Here is a 22,886-nt window from a genome sequence, read left to right on the forward strand (position 1 = left end):
ACCTCGCACTATGAATATGTCTGACCCGGTGCGCGCCGGGTGCGCTGAGTTGTAGGAACCCGCCAAAATGCCGGTTCAGACGGGCCTGGCCAGCGGATTCGGCCGAACGGGTGGGAACCCAGGTCGGGCCGGAACCTTGTGAGTCTGCTCATAACCCCAGAGTTCTGTCTGAGTTCAGACGCCCTCGCAGCTCAGTGCCGGCCGGGCGACAGAGCCCTTCGGCGCCTTCGCGACCAGCCCGAAGGTCGTCGTCGCGCCGGCGGCGACCGTGCCGTTCCAGCCCGCGTTCGTGACCATCACCGACGAACCCTCCCGCGAGAGGACGCCGTTCCACAGGTTGTCGATGGAGTGCCCGGCCGGGAGTTCCCAGCGCACGGTCCAGCGGGCCAGCGACGGCTGGTCGTCGCCGCGCACGGTCACCTCCGCCTGGTAGCCGTCCGGCCAGGCGTTGGTCACCTTGAATTCGGCCACGCAAGCCGGTGGTGGTGTTGTTGACGGGGTGCTCGCCGCCGCTTCGCCGCCCGGCTGCCCGCGGTTGAACAGCGTGCCGATCAGGATCCCGGCCGCGACCAGCGTCACCGCGGCGACGCCTGCCGCGACGAGCGGGCGCCGGGAGCGGCGCTGGGGGAGCAGCAGGGTCGGCGTGCGCGGGGGCAGCAGGACCGGTTTCCCGTCGGCGACCGCTTCGAGTGCTTCGTGGACCTCGGCCATGGACGGCCGCTCGGCCGGGTCCCGGCGCAGCATCACCAGCAGGACGTCCACGAGCGGGCCGGTCTGCCGGGGCGGATTGATCTCACCGCGCGCGACGCGGCGCAGCAGTGCCATCGGGTTGTCGTCGGTGCCGAACGGGGGAGTGCCCTCGACGGCGGAGTACAGCGTCGCGCCGAGGGAGAAGACGTCCGACGGGAAGCCCGCCTCTTCGCCGTCGGCGACCTCGGGGGCGAGGAAGGCCGGGGTCCCGGCGATCAGCCCGCCGCCGGTCACCGTGCCTTCCCCGGCGGCCCGCGAGATGCCGAAGTCGGCGATCTTCGCGACACCTTCCGGAGTGACGAGCACGTTGCCCGGGGTGACATCGCGATGCACGATGCCCTCCGCGTGGGCCGCGGCGAGCGCGGACGCGACCTGGCTGCCGACGCGCGCCGCGTACTCCGGCGCCGGCACGCCGAGCTCGGGCAACGGCTTCGATGGCAGGAATTCCATGATCAGATAAGGCTTTCCGGCGTGCTCGACCACGTCGTGCACGGTGATCGCATGCGGATGCCGCAACCGCGCGGCGACGCGGGCCTCCCGCATCACCCGCAGGCCCGCCTGCTCGGCCGTCACCGGGTCGGCGGCGTCGTCGAGCAGAAGTTGCTTGACCGCAACAACCCGGTCCAGCCGCTCGTCGGTCGCCCGCCACACCACGCCCATCGCGCCGCGGCCGATCCGGGACAGCAGCCGGTAGCGCCCGGCGATCAACTCGTCCTCTTCGGTCAAGGCGAACCTCCTGTGCGGGGTGTGCGTGGCGATTATCGTCCTCCCGCCGTCTGTGGCGAGGGTGAAGGCGAATCCGATGTCAGCCTGCCGGTCCTTCCAAGGGAGGACGCCGCGAGTCGTTGATCTTCCTAGTCTCGGAAGGGAGACAACGAAAGGACAGCGAACTTGAGGCTCAGGGGGCTTGTGCTCGCCATGCTGATGGTGGCCGGCGCGGTGGCGGTTTCCGCGGCGGCGACGGTGGTACCGGTGGCCCCGCAGCTGCGGGGCGAGGGGATCTTCCTGCCCAACCTCGACGACGACGCCCGGCGCTGCCGCGTCGACCCGGCCGAGCTGGACCGGCCGGGAGTCGAGGTCGACGCGCGGCTGGCCGCGTGCAACGACGCCGCCGACGAGGAAGTGAACGGTGCCAACGACGAAGCCGATCTGACCATGATCGAGCTAGTCGGCGCACCAACGGGTGAAACCGTACGGGTGAATGCGACCCCGGCTCAGTACGTCCGGATCTTTGTCCGGCACGGCAACGGGTTCCGGCCGATCCTGCCCGGCGACGGGGTGATCACCGCGGTGGAAGTCCGCGCGGGCGCCGAAATCGCGGTAGAGGGCCGCGACATCATCCGTGACCCGGCGCGCTGGGACGGCCGCGTGACGCTGTCGGTGGTGCTGGGAGACCGGCAGCTCGACAAGGAACTGCGCGTCGCGCCGTTGTTGCTGCAGCACGACTTGATGAAGGCCACCAAGGTGTTCGCGGGCAAACCCGCGCCCGGTCTCCCGCCGTTGCCGGGAAGCCATCCCGGCGAATGGGGGAAGTTCAGCGCGGCGCTCAACCGTGCCACCCGGGCCGAAGGCATCGAGACGCAGTACATCGCGGGTACCGAACCGGGCTGGCAGGACGTCTGGTGGCAGGACGTGTTCGAACCGGCCGTCGCGAGCATGCCCGCCCGGCACGGCGTGCAGGCCATGCGGGTGATAATCCGCTCGGCGAACATGTGGGACCTCGGCGTTCCGACCCCGCGGCCGCTCGGCCGGTTGCTGTTCCGCGATCTTCGCGGGCCGGATGTCGCCGTGGTACAGGAATTGGGCGACACCGCCCCGGTCGACCTGTGGGTGGACCAGCGCGGCGCGACCGGCAACATCGAGGCGCTGCCGCCGTACGCGGGTTTCCCGCACGGGCGGATCGTGTACGGCTCCGCGCCCGCCGACAGTAATCGGAAGCCTGCCGCGGCCTTCGTCGGAATGCTTGCGGGACAAGGATTGCAGCCGCCGGTGGTGGTCGACACCTCGTGGCTGCTGGTCGGGCACGCCGACGAGACCCTGCACGTGGTCCGCGCGGACAACGCCCGCGGGTGGACGCTGATGGTCGCCGACCCACGATCGGCCGAGCGGTTGTTGCGTCAGGCCAAGGATTCCGGTGGCGGGACGGCGAAATTGTTCGAGGACACCAACGCCACGCGCAAACCGTCGGTCGACGAGCTGCTGGGCGACGCGAAAATGCTGGCGGGCAACGAAACCGCGGCCCGGAACATCGACGTGCAACTGTCGATCATGCTCGCCGCCACCGGCCTGACGCCGGGTGAACTGGTCCGCGTGCCGGTGTTGTTCGAGGAATCCAAGCGGGGGCCGGGTTTCGCCGCACTCACCCCGGGCATCCCGAACGGGATCTCCCTGACCGCCGAGAGTTTCGCCGCGCCGGACCCGCACGGCCCGCGCGTCGACGGGCGGGACCTGTTCCGCGTGGCCACCGAGGAGGCGCTGGCCCGCAACCGGGTCCGGGTGCACTGGGTGGAGGACCTCTACTGGGCCCACTTCGGCGGTGGCGAGGTGCACTGCGTCACCAACGCCTGGCGGGACACCAGCACCGTCGAACGCTGGTGGTGACCTTCAGGGCGCTCCGGTGACAGGCCCGCGGCAGCCCGTTTCCGCTGGTCAGGTGGGGTCGTGAGTGGCAACAAGTGTTCTAACACTTGTTGCCACTCACGAGCCACCCACCCGAGCCGCGCGTGCAGCTGAGTCCTGCTCGGTCATTCGCGAACGCATCTTGACAAGTCTAAGATGACCGGTCATATTGGATCTGGACACCGGCCAGGCGGCCGCGAAAATCCCAGCACTGGTGAGGAAGAAGCATGGCTACTTATCGCGCGTTCGAAGTGACCGGAGCGCAGAACTTCAAGCTGGTCGACCGTGAGCTCACCGCACCCCTTCCTGGCCAAGTCCGGCTCCGCGTCGAGGCTTGCGGGGTTTGTCATTCCGACGTGCTCGCTGTCGAGGGTCTGCGCGAGGACCCGTCTTCGCCGCTGGTCCCGGGACACGAGATCGTCGGCGTGATCGACGCGGTCGGCCCTGGGGTCAAGGCCTGGCGGGTGGGGGAGCGGGTCGGCGTCGGTTTCCTGGGCGGACATTGCGGCGAGTGCCAGTTCTGCCGCCGCGGCGACTTCGTCAACTGCCTGGACCAGCCGCAGACCGGGACCACTGTGGACGGTGGGTACGCCGAGGTCGCGTACGCCAGGGCCAGTGGCCTCGTCCGCATCCCCGAGGGCATGTCCTCGGTCGAGGCGGCGCCGCTGTTGTGCGCGGGGCTGACGACGTTCACCGCACTGCGCCAGATCAACGCCCGCCCGGGCGCGCTGGTCGCGGTGCAGGGCATCGGCGGTCTCGGCCATCTGGGCCTGCAGTACGCGAGCAAGCTCGGCTTCCGCGTCGCCGCGATCGCGCGCGGCGCCGACAAGGCCGCGCTGGCGGCGGAACTCGGTGCGCAGCACTACATCGACAGCTCCGTCGACGACCCGGGTGCCGCGCTGCGGAAGCTCGGCGGTGCCGCCGCGATCATCGCGACCGCCGCGAGCGGCGCGTCGATGACGCCGCTGATCCCCGGCCTGGCGCCCCGCGGCCGCATGGTCGTCGTGGGTGCCGCGCCGGACCCGATCTCGGTGCAGACCACGGACCTGATCTTCGGCACCCGCACGGTCAGCGGAAGCCTGACCGGCAGCTCGATCGACAACGAGGACAACCTCGAGTTCAGTCTCGCCGGCGGCGTTCACCCGATGAACGAGGTCCTGCCGATGGCTGACGCTCCCAAGGCTTACACGCACATGCTCTCCGGGCAGGCCCGGTTCCGCGTCGTACTGGAAATGGTGTGAAATGACCGACCTCAAAGACTTCGTGATCGCCGCCCATGGTGGCCTCGAGCGGTGGAACGAGCTCGGCAGCGTCACCGCGCATCTCGACACCGGCGGCGTGATCTGGCCGGTGAAGGGACAAGAAGGCTTCGCCGACGTCAACGTGCGCGTCGAGCTGCATCGGCAGTTCACCAGCCACTTCCCGTTCCCGGAACCGGGGACGCGCACGGCCTTCACCGGCGATCGGGTGGCCGTGGAAACCGATGGGGGAGAAGTGATCGAGGAGCGGAAGAGTCCACGGGACGCCTTCGCCGGGCACTCCCTCGAGACCCCATGGGACCGGCTGCATCTCGCCTATTTCGGCGGCTACGCGATGTGGACCTATTTGACCGCCCCGTTTTCGTTCTCGACACCGGGCTTCCGGACCGAGGAACTGTCGCCGTGGCAGGAAAAAGGTGAGACCTGGCGCCGGTTGAAGGTCGAGTTCCCCGAGCACATCGCGACCCACAACGCCGAACAGATCTTCTACTACGGCCCCGACGGATTGCTCCGGCGGCACGACTACACCGCCGAGGTCATCAACGCGGGTTCCGCGGCGCACTATGCCTCGGAATACCGGGAGTTCGACGGCATCATGGTCCCGACCAAGCGCCGCGTCTACGGCCTCGGCGAAGACGGGACGGTGATCCCGGAACCGGTGCTCGTCTCGATCGACCTCACCGACATAAAGTTCGAGGCGTGATCGTGGAACCGATTCTGGTCTCTCGAAGCCACGGCCGCCGGCACGCGAGCACGGCAGGCTGGAGATCTTCGTCAACATGTCCCGGATGACGAATCCTGGCCTGGCCAGGGCTTGACAAGAACAAGACGACTGGTCATATTGATAGGATGCCTAGGCCCAGTGTGCGTGAAAACATCGTCGAAGCCGCGTTGGTGGAGTTCCACCGGCGCGGCTTCAACGCGTGTTCGGTGGAGGACATCACCAAGGCCGCCGGGGTGCCCAAGGGGTCTTTCTACAATCATTTCAAGAGCAAGGAAGACCTCGGCGCCGAGGTGGTCGATCGCTACACCACCGGCTCCGGCTGGCGGGCGGAGACGCCGGGTTTGTCGCCGCTGAAACAGTTGCGTGCGCGGTTCACCGCGATGCGGGACGCCCAGGTCGGCTACGAGTTCACGCGCGGCTGCCTGATCGGCAACATGGGCGCGGAAGTCGCCGACCACAGCGCGGTGATCCGGTCCCAGGTCGGCGAAAGCCTCGAAGGCTGGTCGGCGAGCATCGCCGATTCGATCCGGGACGCCCAGGCCATCGGCGAAGCGCCGGCCGATCTCGATCCGGACGTGACGAGCCGGTTCATCCTGAACGCCTGGGAAGGCGCGCTGCTGCGGGGAAAGGTCGTCAAGACCACCGAGCCGATGGACGACTTCTTCGCCGTGGTGTTCGGCAACATCCTCCACTGACATCATGCTGGAATGCCCGCATTGATGCCTCCGGCCATCCCGCCCGGCGGGCTGTGCCGCCACACTCAGCCCGGGTTCACCGTCGACGAGCTGCTCGTGCGGCCGTGGGAACCTTCGGACGCGCCGTCGGTGCACGAGGCCTATCGCGACCCCGACATCCAGCGATGGCATGTCCGGACCATGGCCGGTGACGAAGCGCTGAGCTGGGTGCGATCCTGGTCGGACCGCTGGGCGGCCGAGACCGATGCGAGCTGGGCCGTCACGCGGGACGGCCTCCTTGTGGGGCGCGTCGGCTTCCGCGCGTTGAGCCTCGCCGAGGGCTCCGGTGAAGCGGCCTACTGGGTCGTGCCCGCCGCTCGTGGCCGCAAGATCGCCGCCCGGGCGTTGTGGGGGGTGACGGCGTGGATGTTCGGTCAGGCCGGTTTCCATCGCATGACGCTCGGACATTCGGCGAGGAACGAGACTTCCTGTCGGGTCGCGGTGAAGGCGGGCTATGCCTACGAAGGGACACAACGACTTCAGGGGCTGCACGCCGACGGCTGGCATGACATGCACTTGCACGCCCGGATCAACGACGCGAAGGTGATTCGCCGGTCGGCCTCTGTGACGGATCACGTGTAAAGGTCTTCGGCCGTGTGACATGCCGGAACCACGGCGGCGATCGTGGACCTGCTCAACTCACGGGCGCCTTCAGTGGAGCTGTCCGGCCGCACTTTCTCGCCAAAGCGCTTGAGTTCGGCTCCCCACCCCATCAGCAACACTCACGAGCGGCGGTAGCGCAGGCCGTCGGTGAGGAGGTCGAGGAGGCGGCCCGCCTGCTCACGCTGAGTGGGCTCGCCCGCCGCGAGCGCCACACCGCTGAGGCTGATCAGGACGTCGTCGGCGTCGATGTCGGTCCGGAAGGCGCGGACGGCTCCGGCGGCGTCGAGCAGCTTCTTGAGCGCGGTGCCGAGCAGGTCGCGGCTGTGGGCGTACGGATTGCCGCCCGAGGTGATCACCGCCCGCAGCGCGTCGGACATGCCGCGTTTCGTGGTCATGTAGTCGATGAACCGGTCCATCCACGCTCGCGTGGCCTCTTCCGGCGAGAGGGCGGCGAGCAGTTCGGGGACGGCGTCGCAGACTGTCGTGAGTTCGTTGCGGTAGGCGGCTTCGATGAGGGCTTCGCGGGTGGGGAAGTGGCGGTAGAGCGTGCCTATCCCCACCCCGGCGTCCTTCGCGATCGCGTCGACCGTCGCGTCGAGCCCGTTCTCGGAGAACGCGCGCACCGCGGAGGCGAGGAGCAGATCACGGTTCCGCCGCGCGTCCGCGCGCAACGGGCGATCGGCCGGTGCCACCACGTGTCTTCTCCTCGCCGGGTCTATCGGAGTGCACTCCGCTTGCCCTCGATGTTACGCGGCTTGATCAGTCGACCGGTTCGAGTACCAGGACGGGGATCTCACGCCCGGCGGTGGCACGGTACTCGGGGTAGTGCGGCCACTCGGATTCCGCCACTTCCCACCAGCGCGTCTTCTCGTCGCCGGTCACTTCCCGTGCGCGCAACGTGTGGACGTCCGCGTGGTCCTGGAGTCGCACGAGCGGCTGGGCGACGAGATTGTGGTACCACTGCGGGTGTTTCGGCGCGCCGCCCGCCGAGGCGACGACGACGTAAATCCCGTCCCGCTCGATGCGCATGACCGGGGTCTTGCGGAGTTTGCCGGTCTTGGCGCCGGTGCTGGTGAGGATGACTACAGGCTTGCCTTCGAGCGTCCCGCCTTCACGCCCGTCGGTGGCTTCGTAGCTGGCGACCTGGTCGCGGACGGCGGCCGCCGGGCTGGGCTGGTATTCGCCCTCGATTTGGGTGGACACAAGGATTCCTTTCTGCGAGCGGGTGGTTCAGCCCGCGACGAGGTCGAACTCGTTGCCTTCGGGGTCGGCGAACGTCGTCCACCGGGCGCCGCCCTGTTCGACGTCGTGGACGCGGGTGGCGCCGAGGGCGAGCAGCCGCTCGGATTCGGCGGCGAATTCGGTGCTCAGCAGGTCGAGGTGCAGCCGGTTCTTCGCGGTCTTCGCTTCGGGAACTTGGTGGAACACCAGTCGTGGCCCCGAATCGGTGGCGTCGATAGCGGCGAATTCGGTGCTCGCGCCGGGGTTGACGGTGCGCCCGAGCGCTTTGGCCCAGAATCCGGCCAACGCGGCGGCGTCTCCGGTGTCGATGCTCAGCCCGATCACCTGTGGGGTGCTCATTGCGGGGAAGTCCTTTCTCAGATGGCGGTGCGGCCGCCGTCGGCGGCCAGGATGGCGCCGGTGACGTAACTTGCCTTGGGGGAGGCGAGGAAACCGACGACTTCGGCGATCTCTTCGGGGTCGGCGCCGCGGTCGAGCGCGGTCGTGGTGCCGAGCTGCTTGATGAAGTCGGCGTCGGTGCCGTCGGTGTAGACCGGTCCGGGCGCGACGAGGTTCACGCGGACGTTCTGGGGGCTGAACTCCGCCGCCCAGGCGCGGGTCATCGAGGACAGCGCGCCTTTCGTGCCGCCGTAGGCAGCGCCACCGGGGAGGCCGAGTTCCCCGGCCATGCTGCCGATGTTGATGATGCTGCCCTGGCCCTTGGCCGCCATGCCGGGGGCGAACGCGGCGACGAGCAGGAACGGCGCGCGGACGTTGGCCGCGAACAGCGAGTCGAACGTTTCGACGTCGAGATCGGCGCTCGGGCTGAACGCGGAGAACCCGCCGTTGTTGACCAACACGTCGACGTCGCCCATCTCGCGGGCCATGCGCTGGACGTCGGCGGTGTCGGTGAGATCGGCGGCGACGAACCGGGCCTTGCCGCCCGCCGCGGTGATCGCGTCGACCGTTTCCGCGCCGCGGACTGAGTCGCGCCCGTGGACGACGACGTCGAGGCCCGCTTTGCCGAGGTGGGTGGCGATGGCGCGGCCGATTCCGGAGGTCGCGCCGGTGACCAGAGCGGTCTTCTGTTCGGACATGGAGTGTCTCCTGAGTCATTGCCAGACAGGTCGGTCTGTCTGTGTAACACCAAACGTAGACAGACCGGTCTGGTATTGTCAAGACATGGCCGAAAAAGCCCCGTCACCCCAGGAACGCAAGGTCGCCGCCCGCGCGCGGTTGCTCGCCGCGGCCGACGAGCTCTTCTATCGGGAGGGCGTGCAGGCCGTCGGCATCGACCGGGTCATCCAGCACGCCGGCGTCGCCAAGGCGACGCTGTACAGCGCGTTCGGGAGCAAGGAAGAGCTGGTTCGCGCGTATCTGCGGCTACGGCATGACGCGACGATGGAACGCATGAGCCAGGAGTTGGCCGCCCGGTATTCGACCGCCCGTGAGCGGCTGGTGGGGGTTTTCGAGGTCCAGGGGCTGTCGTTCAGTGACCCCGGTTTCCGGGGATGCGCGTTCATCGGCGCCAACGCGGACGCGCCGCCACCCGGCGGGGCGATCGAACAGGAGTCGAACGACTATCGCGAGTGGGTGCATTCGTTGTTCTTCAACCTCGCCACCGAGGCCGGGGCGAAGGATCCGAAGGGGCTGGCGAAGCAACTCGTACTGCTTTACGACGGAGCCGGGATCGGAGCCTGGATGGACCACGATCCCGGCGCCGAGAGCGCGGCCCGTTCGGTGGCCGCCGCTCTAGTAGACCTGGCAATCCCGGCCTGATTTACGCCATCTGTCGACAGAACGTGATCTCTCAGTTCGTAAGAGATCGCCATCTGTCGACAGATGGCGGGGATTAGGTGCTGACCGCGATGGGGGGCAGTTCGTTCAGGTTGTCCGGGGACAGGGCCTGGGCCGCGGTGAAGACGGTTTTCTGCTGGGTTTTGATGCGGTCGTCGACCAGGCGGCTCAGCTCGAAGGCCAGGCGGCCGGTTTGGCGGACGGTGGTTTCGTCGACCTGGGGTTGGACGATCGAGGTGATGACGATGCCGTCCGCGGTGCCGGAGTCCGACTGAGAAACGCCTACGGAGAACAACTCCCGGGGGTTCGCGTTGCTGTCGACGTAGAAGTTCCGGAGTTTGCCGAGCAGTGAGTGCCATTCCACCACGTCGCCTTTGAGGCCGGTGGCGCTCAGATCGGTGACGGCCAGGCCCATGCCGCGTTCGCCGGGGCGGAAGCAGCGCGCGTACGACGTCAGCGCCGCCACCCAGAGGGACTCGATGACAAGGTCGTCTTGCTCCGAGGACGCTGAGTCGCGTTCCAGTTCGGTGATCAGGCGTTCGCAGCAGCGGAGCACGAACTGCAGGTCGTCGAAGATCGCCGCGAGGTCGGCGAGCGCGAGCGCCGCCGGGCTCCGGAGTTCACGCGCGCTCGAGGGCGGCGCCGCACCTTGGGTCTGCTGGGACATCCTGGGATGCTCCTGTCTGCCGCGGGAAGACTGAACTCCCAGCAGACCGCACTAATCGCCCGGCCCGCGTCTCACTTTGCGACAACGGGCTCAAGACTCAGTGCGAGGCTGGAGTCGGCCAGCAGCGCTTCGAGCGACCTCAGCGGCTCGTCGGCCCGCCCGCCGACGGCCCTGGCCCAGGTCAGCACCCGGGCGATCTTCGCGACCCGGCACGCCAGTTCCATCTCGGCGACCAGTTCGCCGTGCGGGGCGAGGTCGCTGAACACCTCCAGGTAGGCGTCTCTCGGCCGCAGGATCGCGTCGTCGCCGAGTTGCTCGCGAACGAAACCGAGGGCGACGAGCATGCTGGCGAACGGATGTGCGACGACGCTGTCACCCCAGTCGTAGAACCGGACGGGCTCGGTCGCGGCGTGGAAGATGTTCCACGGATGCAGGTCGTTGTGGTCCAGGCTCGGCGCGGCAGCCGCAGTTTCCAGCTCTTCGCACCACGACACGAAGGTGTCCCGCATCGCGGCCACCCGGCGGGCGGTCTCCGTGGCACGCACGGTGGCCACGGCTTCGTCGAACCGGCGCGGCATGACTTCGGGGCGCATGTCGGCGATGCCGAACGACAGCAGGCTGCCGACGTGCGGGGTGAGGTCGCGCTGGAATTGGCCGTACTGCGGGAGAACCTTCACCAGCGTCTCGACGAGGTCGAGCTCGCCCAGCCGGTCCCCGAGCGTGATCCCGCCGTCGGGCAACAGGATCCAGCCGCGGCCGACGTCGGCGGCGAGGGGAGGCAGGACCCACTCCGGCGTGACGCGGGCCAATAGCGGGTACAACCCCACCTCGAACGCTGTCGCCGGTCCGGGCGCCTTCAGCCACATCGGACCGCGGCTGGTCGGCGCCCGGAGTGCGGTGCCCCACCGCTCCAGGTGCGGCTGCGTGACGTCGCCGGTCCGTTCGATCCCGGCCGCGGCGAGTTGTTCGTCGAGCCAGGACACCGCGAGCGTCCGCCACTCCGGCGACGACCAGACCTCGACGCCGGTCATTGGTTCGTCAGGAGGCCGTCGGGAACGCCGTCGAGCTGGATCTGGGTCCAGATCGGTCGCCAGTTGTCCACCTCGAGGTAGCGACGCAGCTGCGAGGTGCCACCGAGCGAGCCCATCCACGCGGCGTACGGAGCGTGTCCTTCGTCGAAACCGCTTTGCACGAAGGTGAGCTGGGTTTTGCCACCGGATCCCTCCAGCTCCCAGCTCTCCACCAGGCCATCAGGCCACCGGAGGGACAGCTTGTGATCGGCCGCCAGCTCGACGATTTTCGCGGCCTCGGCGTTCGCCTCCAGCGGACCCATGCACCAGCGGCCGCCGACGTGCATCTCGGCTTCGATATTCGCGCCGAACCACGCGGTCACCTTCGCCGGATCGGTGAGTGCGTCGTAGACGGCGTGCGGGGCGGCGTCGATGAGCAGTTGCGCCCGCAGCTCTTCGGAGGTGAAATCGCATTTCGGCGTGAGTTCACGGCCTTCGAGATGGTCGACGAGGTTCGCGAGCGAGGCCGTCCAGAAGGTGTACAGCAGGCCCAGCACGTTGTTCTGCGCCAGCATCTCGTGGAAACCGGGCAGCCCGGTCAGCGTCAGCGTCACGATGGTCGAATCCGGCGCCTCCTCCTGGAGGACGAACTCGGCTGTCGTCTCCTGCCCTTCGAGTTCCCACGAAAATCGCAGAGTGTGGTCGTCGGCGTGGAGCGGGCGCTGATGCGGCGCGTCCCCGGCGGGGGTGTGGCGGCCCCAGAACTCATAGCGATGCGGCAGCTCGACTTCGGCGTGCTCAGCCAGCCAGACCCGCAACTCACCGGCGTCGGTCAGCGCGTGGTGCGCTTCTTTGACCGCCGCTTTGACCCGGATACTGATCTTGGTCGGCTCACTCATGGTTCTTCTCCTTGGGATAGCAGGCGACGGCCAGTTTGAAGGCGTCTCCTTCGGCGCCGCCGTAGCGGGTGAAAAGGTCTTGCAACGTGTTCTTGAGGTCGTCCAGGAATTCTTGGCGTTGCTCGGGCCGAACCCGGATCTCGCCTGAGACACCGAGCGACGGCAGGTGCGGCGGCTCGTCGCCGTCCGCTGTGTTGTCGAGCACGGTCTCGTCGAGCGCGGCGACGTCGGCCTGGACCTCTTCCATCAGGTCCAGCAGATGCCCCAGGCTCAGCTTGTCCCGGGACGCCCGCAGGCCGACGCGGCCCACGAGACGCGGCGAAAGCCAGTAGGAATGCGCGCTCGCCCGGTACACCCCTTCGTGGATGCCCCGCACCTTGCGCTCCAACACCAGCGTGACGAGATCGGCGTCCACCAGCCGCTTGACGTGGTAGTAGACGCGCTGCGGGGTCTGGTCGAGGAGCAGCGCGACCTCGGTGCACGACCGGGGTTCCGCGAGCAGCCGCAGGACCTCGATGCGCTGGGGCTTGAGCAGGGCCTCTGCCTGCTCTAGCCGGTCCAAGTACTGAACTTCCCTCATGGTCAAAAGAGTTTGAACATAAAAATCTATTTTGTCAATGGGGCGTGACAGACTTCGGGCAAACGATCATGAGGGGTTCGATGCCGTCCAAGGAACGACGTGCGCTCGCCGCGCTGCACATAGCCAAACCGATCCGGCTGCGCGTCCGGATCTACTTCCTGATCTTCCTGGTGATGGCCGTGATCGTCCTCGTGGACAGCATCCGCATCGGCGGTGACAGCGTGCTTCCGGTCCTCGCGAGCCTGGTGGGTGGCGTGGTCGTCGGGATCATCGCGAGCCGCATGTTCTCGCTGAGCTGGGATCACGTTTCCGGCAAGGTCGTCGGGAAGCTCGACGCCGTCGGCGGGGTCATCCTGCTGGCATACCTGGCGTTCAGCATCTTCAAGAGCAAGCTGCTCGGCGTGTGGTTCGACGGCCCGGTCCTCGGTGTCGCCGGGCTGGCCGCGCTCGCCGGGGTGATGGCAGGCCAGGTCTTCGGCACCGGACGCGGTGTCGCGCGCGTGTTCGCGATCCTCATCGGCAAGGCAAAAGAACGCCAAGAGCAAGACGAACGCGGAGAACCCGAGGCAACCTGACCCCTTCGCTGGTCTGAACCTCGCGTTGTCTACGTTGTGGCCAAGCCGTCAGCGCCGATGGGAAACCCTGTGGCCGCGACGCTAGGAGGCATTGTGCTGGAAGCACTGGGCATGACTCCCGACGAAGAACGGGTCTACCGCGTGATCGTCGGCGGCTACCGGACCGCCCCCGACGAGATCGTGGGCAAGGCGGGCGTCGGCCGCGGCGAGGTGGACCCGATCCTGGAGAACTTGCTGGCGAAGGGTCTCGTCAGCAAGGCCGACGAGCACTACATGTCCGCGCCGCCGGACGTCTCGCTCGGTCCGCTGCTGGTACACGGCCAGGAGAAACTGGAGGCCGCCAGGGCCGCGGTGTCCCAGCTCGCCGAGGAGTACCGCGGCAGCGCGCGGCGGCGTGACTCCGCGCAGCTCGTCGAGGTCATCACCGGGGTGGACGCGATCCGGCGGCAGGCACTCAGCATCCAGCGCGGCGCCCGTGAAGAGTCGCTGTGGTTCTGCCTGGAGGGCAACGTCGCGATGGCGGCGTCGGAGAACGTCGAGGAGGCGCTGGCGCTGGCGCGTGGCGTGAGCTACCGCGTGATCTACGAGACCGGCCTGCTCGAAGAACCCGGCAGGATCGTCAACGTCCTGGAAGGGATCGAGGGTGGCGAGATCGCCCGCTCGACCTCGAAACTGCCGGTGCGCCTCGCCATCGCCGACCGCTCGGTGGCTCTGTGCCCGCTGGTCAGCCACGACAGCACGGGGGAGCCCACCGCCGCGCTCGTCCGCGAAAGCAGCCTGCTGTCCGCGTTGATCGCGTTGTTCGAGATCTACTGGGAACGCGCGTCACCGCTGCGGATCGGCGACACCGCGCCCACGAGCCATCTCGACCCCGACGAGCGAAGACTGTTGTCCCTGCTCATCGGCGGCGTCAGCGACAAGTCCATCGCGACGCAGCTCGACGTCAGCTACCGGACCGTCCAGCGGCGCCTGCAGGACCTGATGCGCCGGGTCAACGCCCACACCCGGATGCAGCTCGCTTGGCAGGTCAGCAAACTCGGCTGGCTGGACGAACCGAGCCCCGGGCGCCTCCTGCCGGAAAACGGCGGAAGGCACCCGGAGCCCTTGAGCGACGCTATCCAGCGCTGAGTCCGTACGCCCGCGTCACCGTCTGGTCGACGATGTCGCCCGCGCTGTCGGTGGCCTGCACCCGCAACGCGACGTACTTGTTCGTGGCCCCGAGCGATGGATGGTCGATCGTGGCCTCATAGGACTTCCCGGTGCGCTTGACGTCGACGGCACGCCAGGTCTTGCCGTCGTCGTAGGACGCCCAGGCCTTCATCGACCGCACGTCCGGCGCGGCCATCCCGTCCTGGAACCGCGCGGTCAGGCCGATCTTGGCCTTGCGCCCGGCCGGGAGACGGTTGCCGGAGTCGGCGTCCACCGCGTAATCCAGCTGCAGCAACGGAAGCAGCGCCGGTGACGCCGACCGTGCCGAGCGGAACGTCCACGACGTCTGGGTGGCGGTGCCGAACAGCCACTCCGGCGAATCGCGCCGCACCGACAGGTCGAGCCGGTAGGTCGCCGGGTCCGCGCCGGCGGGGAAGGTGCCGAACGCGTAGGGCTGTTCCGACACGAGTTTGCCGTCACGGAACAACTTCGCCGACGTGGTGGCCGGGGCGGCCTGGTCGTCGCCTTCGTTGAAGCCGTAGTGACCGGCTTGGCTGTCGACGAACTCCGGGATCTGGATCCGCAGGTTGTCGCCGTCACGCGTCGAATCCAGACCCGGCACGCCCCGCGGGATGGCGGGCCGCACGACCGGCGCGAACCAGTCCTCGGTCAGGTTCTCCTTGCCCGTATAGGTTCGCGGCGCCGAGGTCATACCGCCGTCGAGCGGCGAGTCGTTGTTCCACACCAGGCCGTGCTTGACCCGGTGCTGCCACTGGATGTCCCCGGAGCTCACGTACTCCTCCCGGGTCGACGGCGTGGCCACGAACCGCTGGTACTCGTTGACGGCGAACTCCTGCCACGGCTTCCAGGCGAAGCGCTGTTCCTTGGCCTCACCACCGTTGCCGGCCTGGCGGTAGCTGGTGGTGATGGTCGCGGTGTTCGCCGCGGTGACCTTGTGGACGACCTTCTCCGGGATCCGGCCCTGCTCGGTCTGCACCACGTCGTAGAGGTACGGACTGACCGCGATCGCCTGCAGGCTCAGGAAAGTCGGGAAGCGCTTGATCTTGGCGAGCAGCGCCACGCCGTCGTTCCGGTAGAGCTGGACGGTCGGGAGCGGCAGGAACGGCGCCGCGCTGATCGACGGCGCCGCGGCGGTGCCCCACCCGTCCGGCACGACGATGAAGACCATCGTTGCCCCGGCGTCCGCGGCGGCGCGGGAGACGTCGTCGCGGTTGTAGTCCTCCGGATTCGGGTCGACGACCGCGGCCTTCCCGCGCACGTTCGCCTTCTTGAAGTCCGCCGGCTTGCCCGCACCCGCGGAGACGGCTTGAAGCAGCCGCCATCCGTCCATTTTGGGCGATCCGGGCAGGTAGCGTGTCGTGAGCGGATCACGGCTGCCCAGGACGTTCGCCGTCAACGGTGGCGCGATCCTCGACCAGCGGGAGCCGAATTCGAAGGCACCCGTCGTCACCTTCGGCGTCGGGGTGACCCAGAGTTCGCGGGTGTAGTCGAACTGCATGGCGTAGTTCGCGATCCTGCGCGAGCCGAGTTCCCGGTAGGTGTAGTAGCTGAAGATCCCGGCCTGTTCCGACGGTTTCGGGGTTTCGACCTCCACCTTCACCGCCTTGCGGGCGTCCAGCACGATGTTCGTGTCGCCGGTGATCCGGATCTCCGGCTGAACGACCTGGTACACGAAATCACTGCTCTGGACGCCGTTGATCTGCGCGGTGAGGTAGTACACGCCCGCGCCGAGTTCGACCGTCAGACCGTCGCCCGCCAGCCAGGTGCTCACGTCGAAGCGGTAGTCCTCGCCGTACATCACCAGCCACGGCGCGACGGCCGGGTTGCCCTGCAGGTCGAGCGCGGAGATGGTGACCTTGTGCTTCGGCGCGGTCTTGTCCGCGCCGAGCGAGGTGTGCACGGCCACGCCGTCCGCGGTCGCGGTGAGCCGTCCGCTGTAGGTGCCCGAGGCCAGCTTCGCCGGGTCACCGGTGATCGTGACCGTCGTCTTGCCGCTGGCCGGAACATCCACAGTGGATTTGTCGATCCGGATCCCGTCGGCGGCGGGGATCCCGGCGAGGGACTTGGCGTCGAGCGTGAGCTTCAGCGAAACCGGTGTGGTGCCGACGTTGGTGTAGGTGACCTCTTTGGACACCGGCGCTTTGCCGTCCTCGACCGCGCCGAGGTTGAGCGTGCCGGTGGAGAAGACCTTCTGGTTCACCGCGCGGGCCACGTCGACCCGGCCGCCACCCTGCTCGAACACCGACAACCCGTTGGCGGTCAAGGAGGTGCTGGACAGCGCGTCCTTGAGCTGGCCGCCCTTCCAGCCGGGGTGCTGCTGGGCGAGGATTGCCACCGCGCCCGCGACGTGCGGCGTGGCCATGGAAGTGCCGGAAGCGGCGGTGTAGTACTGGTCGACGACGTCGCCCATGGCGGTGCCCGCGGCGCGGGCGGCGACGATGTCGACGCCGGGCGCGGTGATGTCGGGCTTGACGGCGTTGTCGCCGAGGCGCGGGCCGCGGCTGGAGAACGAGGCCAGGCTCTCGTCACGGCCGACGGCGCCGACGGTCAGCGCGGCTTCGGCGGTGCCGGGCGAGCCGATGGTGTAGGCACCTAGCTGGCCGTCGTTGCCGCCGGCCACCACGAAGAGCGTGCCGGTCTGCTCGCTGAGCGCTTCGAGGCCGAGGCTGAGCGCGTCGGTGCCGTCGGTCGGGCCGCCGCCGAGGCTCATGTTGACCGCCTTGGCGCCGGAGTTCGCCGCCCACTCCATCCCGGCGAGGACCCAGGACTCGTAGCCGAAGCCGTCGTCGTCGAGCACCTTGCCGACGAGCAGTTTCGCGCCGGGGGCCGCGCCTTTGAGCCTGCCGCCCGAAGCGGCGCCGGAGCCCGCGATCGTCGAGGCGACATGCGTTCCGTGGCCGAACCGGTCGGTGGTGTCGGGGCTGGTCGTGAAGTTGACCGCCTCGCTCACGCGACCGGCCAGGTCGGGATGCGTGGGGTCGTACCCGGTGTCGAGCACGGCGACCGTGGTACCGGTGCCGTCGTAACCCGCGGCCCACGCCTGCGGGGCGCCGATCTGCGGGACGCTCCGGTCGAGGGAGGCACGGACCTTGCGGTCCAGGGAGATCCGCTCGATCGCGGCACCGCCGGACGAGGTCCAGAACGCGGTGGCGTTGGCCTTGCTGGCCCGTGCGGAGCGGCCGTTGACGCTGGTCAGCGTCGCGCCGAGCTCGGCTGCGGCCGGGGCCGCCTCGGCGGTGCGGAGGTCGGCGCCCTTGCGGTAGGTGAGGATCAGCGGGAGTGTCTTCGACTGCTCGTCGGCGTAGCCCTCGGCGATCAGCTCGGTGACGTCGAACAGGTTCCGATCGACCTGCTTCGAGCCCAGCCGGGGGGCGACGTCCTCGGGGAAGACGCTGAGGTGGCCGTCGATCTCCTGCTGGTGGAACCGGATCTTCTCCCGACCGGGTGCGGGCTGGATGGTCGCGGCCTGTTTGCCGCCGGGCTGACGTTCCACCTGGACGACGTCACCGGTGAGCAGGGTGACCGAATGACGTTCGGTTCCCGCAGGTGAGGTGGCCGCTGTCGGGCCGGGGGCCGCGTTCGCGGCTCCGGCGGTGCCCGCGGCCAGGGTGCTGACGCAGGCGAGGACCAGAACACGTGATCTCCAATGCATCACACCAGGCTTACGGTGTGGCCGCCTTTCGTCACTAGGGCAGGCGCGTCCAAATCAGGACACGTCGCATCTTCGACAGCGGTTGGCAGGTCACGGAATGGTCTCAAGGGAGGGGCTTGGCGCCATTGTTTGTTCCTCTATTCCCCGGCAAGGGAATTGCGCAAACAGGGCGTTACCGATTCAGAGTCCTTGCGACGATCGGAGTATTGACGTGGGCCGGAGCTCGTCGGCATGGTGTGTCAGGGAGAAACAACGGTTTCCTTCGAGCCCGACTGTGTCGCTGACAATACGAGTCAATGAAGTCTTGTGTCATTTTCTGTCATCGGCGTGCAATGGACTTTCCGACATCTGCAACCTGCCTTGCGCACCATTCCTGGTCCCCCTCATGCCTAAGGAGAAACGTGGCCTCGAAGTCACGAAGAACTCGTGCTGCCCGCGGTTCGGTGACGATCACCGTCGCCGCCGGGTTGATCTTGGCGACCGTCCCGGGCACGGCGTCCGCCGCCGTGCCCGCGGCGGCGAGCCTGCTTTCGGGACGGTATGTCGTCACGCTGGCCCAGAAACCCCTCGCCACCTACCAGGGCGGGGTATCCGGCCTCGCGCCCACGAAGCCCGCCAAGGGCGCCAAAGTGGATGTCGCGGGCGCCGACGCCCAGCGCTACCGCGGCTTCCTGAACGACACGCAGACCAAGGTCGCGGCGTCGGTCGGCGTGAAGCCGGTGACGCACTATTCGGTGGCGACCAACGGTTTCACGGCGACGCTGTCGGGCGCGCAGGCGTTGAAACTGATGCACACGCCCGGCGTCATGTCGGTGACCAAGGACGAACTGCACAAACCGGCCGACGACCACAACTCGACCGACTTCCTCGGGCTGTCCGGTAACAAGGGCCTGTGGTCCGCTTTGGGCGGCACGGCCAACGCGGGCAAGGGCGTGGTGATCGGCGACATCGACACCGGGATCTGGCCGGAGAGCCGCTCGTTCGCCGCGCCGGCACTGGGCACGAAGCCGCCGGCGGCCGACGAGCCGTACCGGCCGTACCTGCAGGGCACGACCACGGTGATGCAGAAGGCCGACGGCAACACCTTCACCGGCACCTGCCAGATCGGCGAGCAGTTCGACGCCTCGCTGTGCAACCGCAAGCTCGTCGGCGCCCGGTACTTCGGCGACAGCTGGACCTCGGTCGTCCCGCCGGAGAAGCGCGCCGACTACCTCTCGGCGCGCGACGGCCAGGGCCACGGCACGCACACGGCGTCGACCGCCGCCGGTAACGCCAAGGTCGCCGCGTCCATCGACAACGTCGACTTCGGCGATATCTCCGGGGTCGCGCCGGGCGCGGTCGTCTCCGTCTACAAAGCACTGTGGGAGGGCAAGGACGCGGCGTCGACCGGCGGCTACACCGGCGACATCGTCGCGGCCATCGACCAGGCCGTCGCGGACGGCGTCGACGTGATCAACTACTCCGTCGGCAGCATCTTCGAGTCCTCGGCGGACAACCCGATCCAGCTGGCGTTCCTTTCGGCGGCTTCGGCGGGCATCTTCGTGTCCACTGCGGGCGGCAACTCCGGGCCGGAGGCGTCCACATTGGACAACACATCGCCGTGGGAGATGACCGTCGCGGCCAGTACGGTCGCGCCGTTCACCGGCACGGTCGTGCTCGGCAACGGCACGAAATACACCGGCATCAGCACATCGGTGACCTCGACCGTCGGGCCGAAGCCGGTCGTCCTGTCGACCGCGGTCAAGACGGCCGCGGCTTCGGCGTCGGACGCGGCGCTGTGCATGCCGAACTCGCTCGACCCGGCTCTGGTGGCGGGCAAGATCGTGACGTGCGACCGCGGGGTCAACGCGCGGGTGGAGAAGTCCGCCGAGGTCAAGCGGGCCGGCGGGGTCGGCATGGTGCTGGTCAACCTCTCCGACTCCAGCCTGGACGCCGACTTCCACAGTGTCCCGACCGTGCACATCAACACGCCGGATTCCGTGGCGTTCAAGGCTTACGCGGCCACGGCCGGTGCTCAGGTGACGCTGGTCAAGGGCGGTACGGCGGCGCCGTACCCACAGGTGGCGGCCTTCTCCTCGCGCGGCCCGTCGCTCGCCAGCAAGGGCGACCTGCTCAAGCCGGACATCGCCGCGCCGGGCGTCTCGATCCTCGCCGCGGTCGCCCCGCCGACGAACAGCGGCCGGAACTTCGACTTCCTGTCCGGTACCTCGATGGCGACGCCGCATATCTCGGGCCTGGCCGCGCTGTACCTCGGCAAGTTCCCGACCATGTCGCCGATGCAGGTCAAGTCGGCGATGATGACGACCGCGGTGGACACCAAAACCGCGACCGGCGCGGCGTCCACGGACCCGTTCGCGCAGGGGGCGGGCGAGGTGACCCCGGCGAAGATGTTCAACCCCGGCCTGGTTTACGACTCGTCCGATGTGGACTGGCTCGGCTATCTCGAAGGCATCGGGGTCGCCACGGGAACCGGTGTCCCGGCGATCGATCCCAGTGACTACAACGCGCCGTCCATCGCGATCGGCCAGCTGCTGGGCTCGCAGACGGTGACCCGGACGGTCACCGCCGTCACACCGGGGCTCTACCGGGCGACGGTCACCGTGCCCGGCGTCAAGGCCACGGTCACGCCGTCGATCCTGGACTTCACCGCGGCGGGGCAGACCAAGCAGTTCAAGGTCACCTTCACCCAGGACACCGCGAACTCCGGTACCACCGTCACCGGCGCGCTGAACTGGGCCGGAGCGGGCACGACCGTGCGCAGCCAGATCGCGCTGACCCCGCAGAGCGCGCTGGCTCCGGTGGACGCCACCGGCACCGGTACGTCGGGCAAGGTCACCTTCCCGGTGACGCCGGGCTTCGCGAAGTTCCCGATCGCGGCGTACGGGCTCGCGTCCGGACCGCTGCAGGCGGGCACCGTGTCGGCGTCGACCGGGAACCCGGCCGACCAGGAGCACGACTACACGTTCTCGGTGGCTCCGGGCACCAAGGCGCTGCAGTTCTCGGCGAAGACGGACAACCCGGCGGCCACGCTCGGCATGGTGATCGTCCGGGTCGCCGCGGACGGGCGCCAGGAGATCGTCGGGATCTCCGACCTGCTCACCGCGGACGCGCGGCTCAGCATGTCGCAACCGGCACCGGGTAACTACCTCGTGGCGGTCATCACCCTCGGGGACGCGGCCGGTACGACGTCGACGCCGTACCACTTCCAGCACACCGCGATCACCGCGAAGGACAAGCTCGGCACCTTCACGGTCTCCCCGACGAACCCGAAGGCCACGCCCGGCAAGCCGCTGGACGTCACGGCTTCGTGGGCCGGCGCCAACGCCGGGACGCGCTACGTGGGCTACGTCGAGTACCCCCACGCCGTCGGCACGATAGTCACCATCAACTAACCGGGACACACGACTACGCAGACGGGACACACGACTACGTGACTGGGAAACACGGCTGCACCGGCGGGAAGCCCGTCTGTGCAGCCGTGTTTCCCGTTCCCGTAGGGGTGTTCCCCGCTTGCGTAGGCGTGTTTCCGAGTTGTGACCGGCGGTTGTCCGCTTCGCCGGGTTACAGTGGCCGAAATCCTGACCAGGGAGAACCGTGCCATTCGTGCTGTCGCGCCTGCTAGCCCGGCTGAAGCTGCTGCGCAGCTGGTCGACGCCGATCGCGGTGGTCGTGGTCGTGTTCTTCACCAGCTGGCCGCTCATGGCGCTCGCGGAACCGGCGGGCAGCGAGCTCGTCGAGCCGGGCAACTTCTGGTGGTACTTCGTGGTCACGGCGTCGACAGTCGGCTACGGCGACTTCTCCCCGGAAACCGGCTTCGGCCACCTCGTCGGCGCGTACGTGATCGTCGGCGGTATCGCCACCCTGACCAGCGTGTTCGCGAAACTGGCTTCGGTGATCGAACGAGCGAAAGGACGGCGCATGCAAGGGACGAACACCGTGGACGCGTCCGGCCACACCGTGCTGCTCGGCTACACGCCGGGACGGACCGAACGCGTCGTCCGCCAGCTGCGGGCCGACGGCATGCGCAACCTCGTGCTGTGCGCGTGGGACGACGTGTCCACCCACCCGATGCCCGAGGACGACCTCGACTTCGTCCGTGGCGACCTGACCGATGAGGACGTCCTGCGCCGGGCGGGCATCGACCGCGCGCAGAACGTGCTCGTCGATGTCCGTGACGACAACGAAACGCTCGCCGTCGCGGTGACCGCCGACCACGTCACCAACGCCACACATCTCGTGGTCACCTTACGGGACATGGAAAAAGTCTCACTGCTGACCTATGTGGACAGGAATGTCCGCTGTGTACAGTGGCACACCTCGCGGATGATCACCGAGGAACTGACCTCGCCGGGGATCGCCGAGATGTACTCGGTGCTGATGACCCACGGCGGCGCCAACACCTACTCGGTGCCACTGCCGGATTCGCTCGGCCCGGTCCTCGTCGAACGCTGCCAGACCGCGTTGGCTCGCCGGCACGGCGTGAACGTGCTGGCTGTCCGTGTCGACGGGGAACTGATGGTGAACCCGGCCTGGCAGACCGAACTGCCCGCGGGCGCCGTGCTGTACTACGTCAGCCCGGAACGCCTTACCCCCGAGCAAATCGAGCAAGCCCTGCGCTGACCCCGG

General features: G+C 68.2%; 20 protein-coding genes. 10 read left to right on the top strand and 10 right to left on the bottom strand.

The features are described from left to right. Window positions 1–174 precede the first annotated feature (174 nt). Window positions 175–1,476 carry a protein kinase domain-containing protein gene (locus tag VGP60_RS06705; protein WP_327546991.1) on the bottom strand — a complete coding sequence of 434 codons (1,302 nt, stop codon included), beginning with the start codon at window positions 1,474–1,476 and terminating at the stop codon, window positions 175–177. A gap of 165 nt (window positions 1,477–1,641) precedes the next feature. On the opposite strand from VGP60_RS06705, the gene VGP60_RS06710 reads away from it, so the two are divergent. The 5 genes from VGP60_RS06710 (at window position 1,642) to VGP60_RS06730 (ending at window position 6,668) form a co-directional block, all read left to right on the top strand. Next, the gene (locus tag VGP60_RS06710) at window positions 1,642–3,351 is read left to right on the top strand and encodes a protein-arginine deiminase family protein (protein WP_327546992.1); all 1,710 of its coding nucleotides are present in this window, start codon (window positions 1,642–1,644) and stop codon (window positions 3,349–3,351) included. 245 nt (window positions 3,352–3,596) lie between these two features. Then, the gene (locus tag VGP60_RS06715; protein WP_327546993.1) at window positions 3,597–4,610 is read left to right on the top strand and encodes an alcohol dehydrogenase catalytic domain-containing protein; all 1,014 of its coding nucleotides are present in this window, start codon (window positions 3,597–3,599) and stop codon (window positions 4,608–4,610) included. 1 nt (window position 4,611) lies between these two features. After that, the gene (locus tag VGP60_RS06720; protein ID WP_327546994.1) at window positions 4,612–5,331 is read left to right on the top strand and encodes a hypothetical protein; all 720 of its coding nucleotides are present in this window, start codon (window positions 4,612–4,614) and stop codon (window positions 5,329–5,331) included. Window positions 5,332–5,477: 146 nt separating this feature from the next. Then, complete coding sequence (locus VGP60_RS06725; protein WP_327546995.1) at window positions 5,478–6,047, top strand: TetR/AcrR family transcriptional regulator; 570 nt, start codon at window positions 5,478–5,480, stop codon at window positions 6,045–6,047. A gap of 12 nt (window positions 6,048–6,059) precedes the next feature. Continuing rightward, on the top strand, window positions 6,060–6,668 hold the full coding sequence (locus tag VGP60_RS06730; RefSeq protein ID WP_327546996.1) for a GNAT family N-acetyltransferase: 609 nt from the start codon (window positions 6,060–6,062) through the stop codon (window positions 6,666–6,668). A gap of 140 nt (window positions 6,669–6,808) precedes the next feature. On the opposite strand, the gene VGP60_RS06735 is transcribed toward VGP60_RS06730, so the two are convergent. From VGP60_RS06735 to VGP60_RS06750, 4 genes are all read right to left on the bottom strand, one after another. After that, a complete protein-coding gene (locus VGP60_RS06735) occupies window positions 6,809–7,384 on the bottom strand; it encodes a helix-turn-helix domain-containing protein (protein WP_327546997.1) in 576 nt (191 codons plus the stop codon). A 64-nt stretch (window positions 7,385–7,448) separates the two neighbouring features. Next, window positions 7,449–7,892, bottom strand: coding sequence for a nitroreductase family deazaflavin-dependent oxidoreductase (locus tag VGP60_RS06740; RefSeq protein ID WP_327546998.1), 444 nt, complete (start codon window positions 7,890–7,892; stop codon window positions 7,449–7,451). Between the two features lie 27 nt (window positions 7,893–7,919). Continuing rightward, entirely contained in the window at window positions 7,920–8,270 is a 351-nt protein-coding gene (locus tag VGP60_RS06745) for a VOC family protein (RefSeq protein ID WP_327546999.1), read from the bottom strand. A gap of 17 nt (window positions 8,271–8,287) precedes the next feature. After that, window positions 8,288–9,007: an SDR family oxidoreductase gene (locus tag VGP60_RS06750; protein WP_327547000.1), complete on the bottom strand. Its 720-nt coding sequence runs from the start codon at window positions 9,005–9,007 to the stop codon at window positions 8,288–8,290. A gap of 85 nt (window positions 9,008–9,092) precedes the next feature. Here VGP60_RS06750 and VGP60_RS06755 point away from each other — a divergent pair, with 85 nt between their 5' ends. Continuing rightward, window positions 9,093–9,689: a TetR/AcrR family transcriptional regulator gene (locus VGP60_RS06755; protein ID WP_327547001.1), complete on the top strand. Its 597-nt coding sequence runs from the start codon at window positions 9,093–9,095 to the stop codon at window positions 9,687–9,689. Window positions 9,690–9,762: 73 nt separating this feature from the next. On the opposite strand, the gene VGP60_RS06760 is transcribed toward VGP60_RS06755, so the two are convergent. The 4 genes from VGP60_RS06760 to VGP60_RS06775 all read right to left on the bottom strand — a co-directional run bounded on the left by VGP60_RS06760 (window position 9,763) and on the right by VGP60_RS06775 (window position 12,863). Beyond that, on the bottom strand, window positions 9,763–10,374 hold the full coding sequence (locus VGP60_RS06760) for a hypothetical protein (protein WP_327547002.1): 612 nt from the start codon (window positions 10,372–10,374) through the stop codon (window positions 9,763–9,765). 71 nt (window positions 10,375–10,445) lie between these two features. Next, window positions 10,446–11,405: a phosphotransferase gene (locus VGP60_RS06765; RefSeq protein WP_327547003.1), complete on the bottom strand. Its 960-nt coding sequence runs from the start codon at window positions 11,403–11,405 to the stop codon at window positions 10,446–10,448. After that, window positions 11,402–12,283 carry an SRPBCC family protein gene (locus VGP60_RS06770; protein ID WP_327547004.1) on the bottom strand — a complete coding sequence of 294 codons (882 nt, stop codon included), beginning with the start codon at window positions 12,281–12,283 and terminating at the stop codon, window positions 11,402–11,404. The genes VGP60_RS06765 and VGP60_RS06770 overlap by 4 nt, the downstream gene beginning before the upstream one ends. Beyond that, window positions 12,276–12,863 carry a helix-turn-helix domain-containing protein gene (locus tag VGP60_RS06775; RefSeq protein ID WP_327547005.1) on the bottom strand — a complete coding sequence of 196 codons (588 nt, stop codon included), beginning with the start codon at window positions 12,861–12,863 and terminating at the stop codon, window positions 12,276–12,278. Before VGP60_RS06775 ends, VGP60_RS06770 begins: the two co-directional genes overlap by 8 nt. 80 nt (window positions 12,864–12,943) lie before the next feature. Here VGP60_RS06775 and VGP60_RS06780 point away from each other — a divergent pair, with 80 nt between their 5' ends. Together VGP60_RS06780 and VGP60_RS06785 are read left to right on the top strand one after the other, a co-directional pair. Next, window positions 12,944–13,438, top strand: coding sequence for a hypothetical protein (locus VGP60_RS06780; RefSeq protein ID WP_327547006.1), 495 nt, complete (start codon window positions 12,944–12,946; stop codon window positions 13,436–13,438). 93 nt (window positions 13,439–13,531) lie between these two features. Continuing rightward, window positions 13,532–14,566: a helix-turn-helix domain-containing protein gene (locus VGP60_RS06785; protein ID WP_327547007.1), complete on the top strand. Its 1,035-nt coding sequence runs from the start codon at window positions 13,532–13,534 to the stop codon at window positions 14,564–14,566. Here the strand turns inward: VGP60_RS06785 and VGP60_RS06790 are convergent. Further along, complete coding sequence (locus VGP60_RS06790) at window positions 14,553–18,260, bottom strand: S8 family serine peptidase (RefSeq protein ID WP_327547008.1); 3,708 nt, start codon at window positions 18,258–18,260, stop codon at window positions 14,553–14,555. The two genes, VGP60_RS06785 and VGP60_RS06790, sit on opposite strands and share 14 nt — an antisense overlap. A gap of 401 nt (window positions 18,261–18,661) precedes the next feature. Here VGP60_RS06790 and VGP60_RS06795 point away from each other — a divergent pair, with 401 nt between their 5' ends. After that, window positions 18,662–21,652 carry a S8 family serine peptidase gene (locus VGP60_RS06795; RefSeq protein WP_327547009.1) on the top strand — a complete coding sequence of 997 codons (2,991 nt, stop codon included), beginning with the start codon at window positions 18,662–18,664 and terminating at the stop codon, window positions 21,650–21,652. A 202-nt stretch (window positions 21,653–21,854) separates the two neighbouring features. Then, window positions 21,855–22,880: an ion channel gene (locus tag VGP60_RS06800; RefSeq protein WP_327547010.1), complete on the top strand. Its 1,026-nt coding sequence runs from the start codon at window positions 21,855–21,857 to the stop codon at window positions 22,878–22,880. Window positions 22,881–22,886: the final 6 nt, after the last annotated feature.

Source organism: Amycolatopsis sp. (assembly GCF_036008905.1).
Classification (GTDB): Bacteria; Actinomycetota; Actinomycetes; order Mycobacteriales; family Pseudonocardiaceae; genus Amycolatopsis.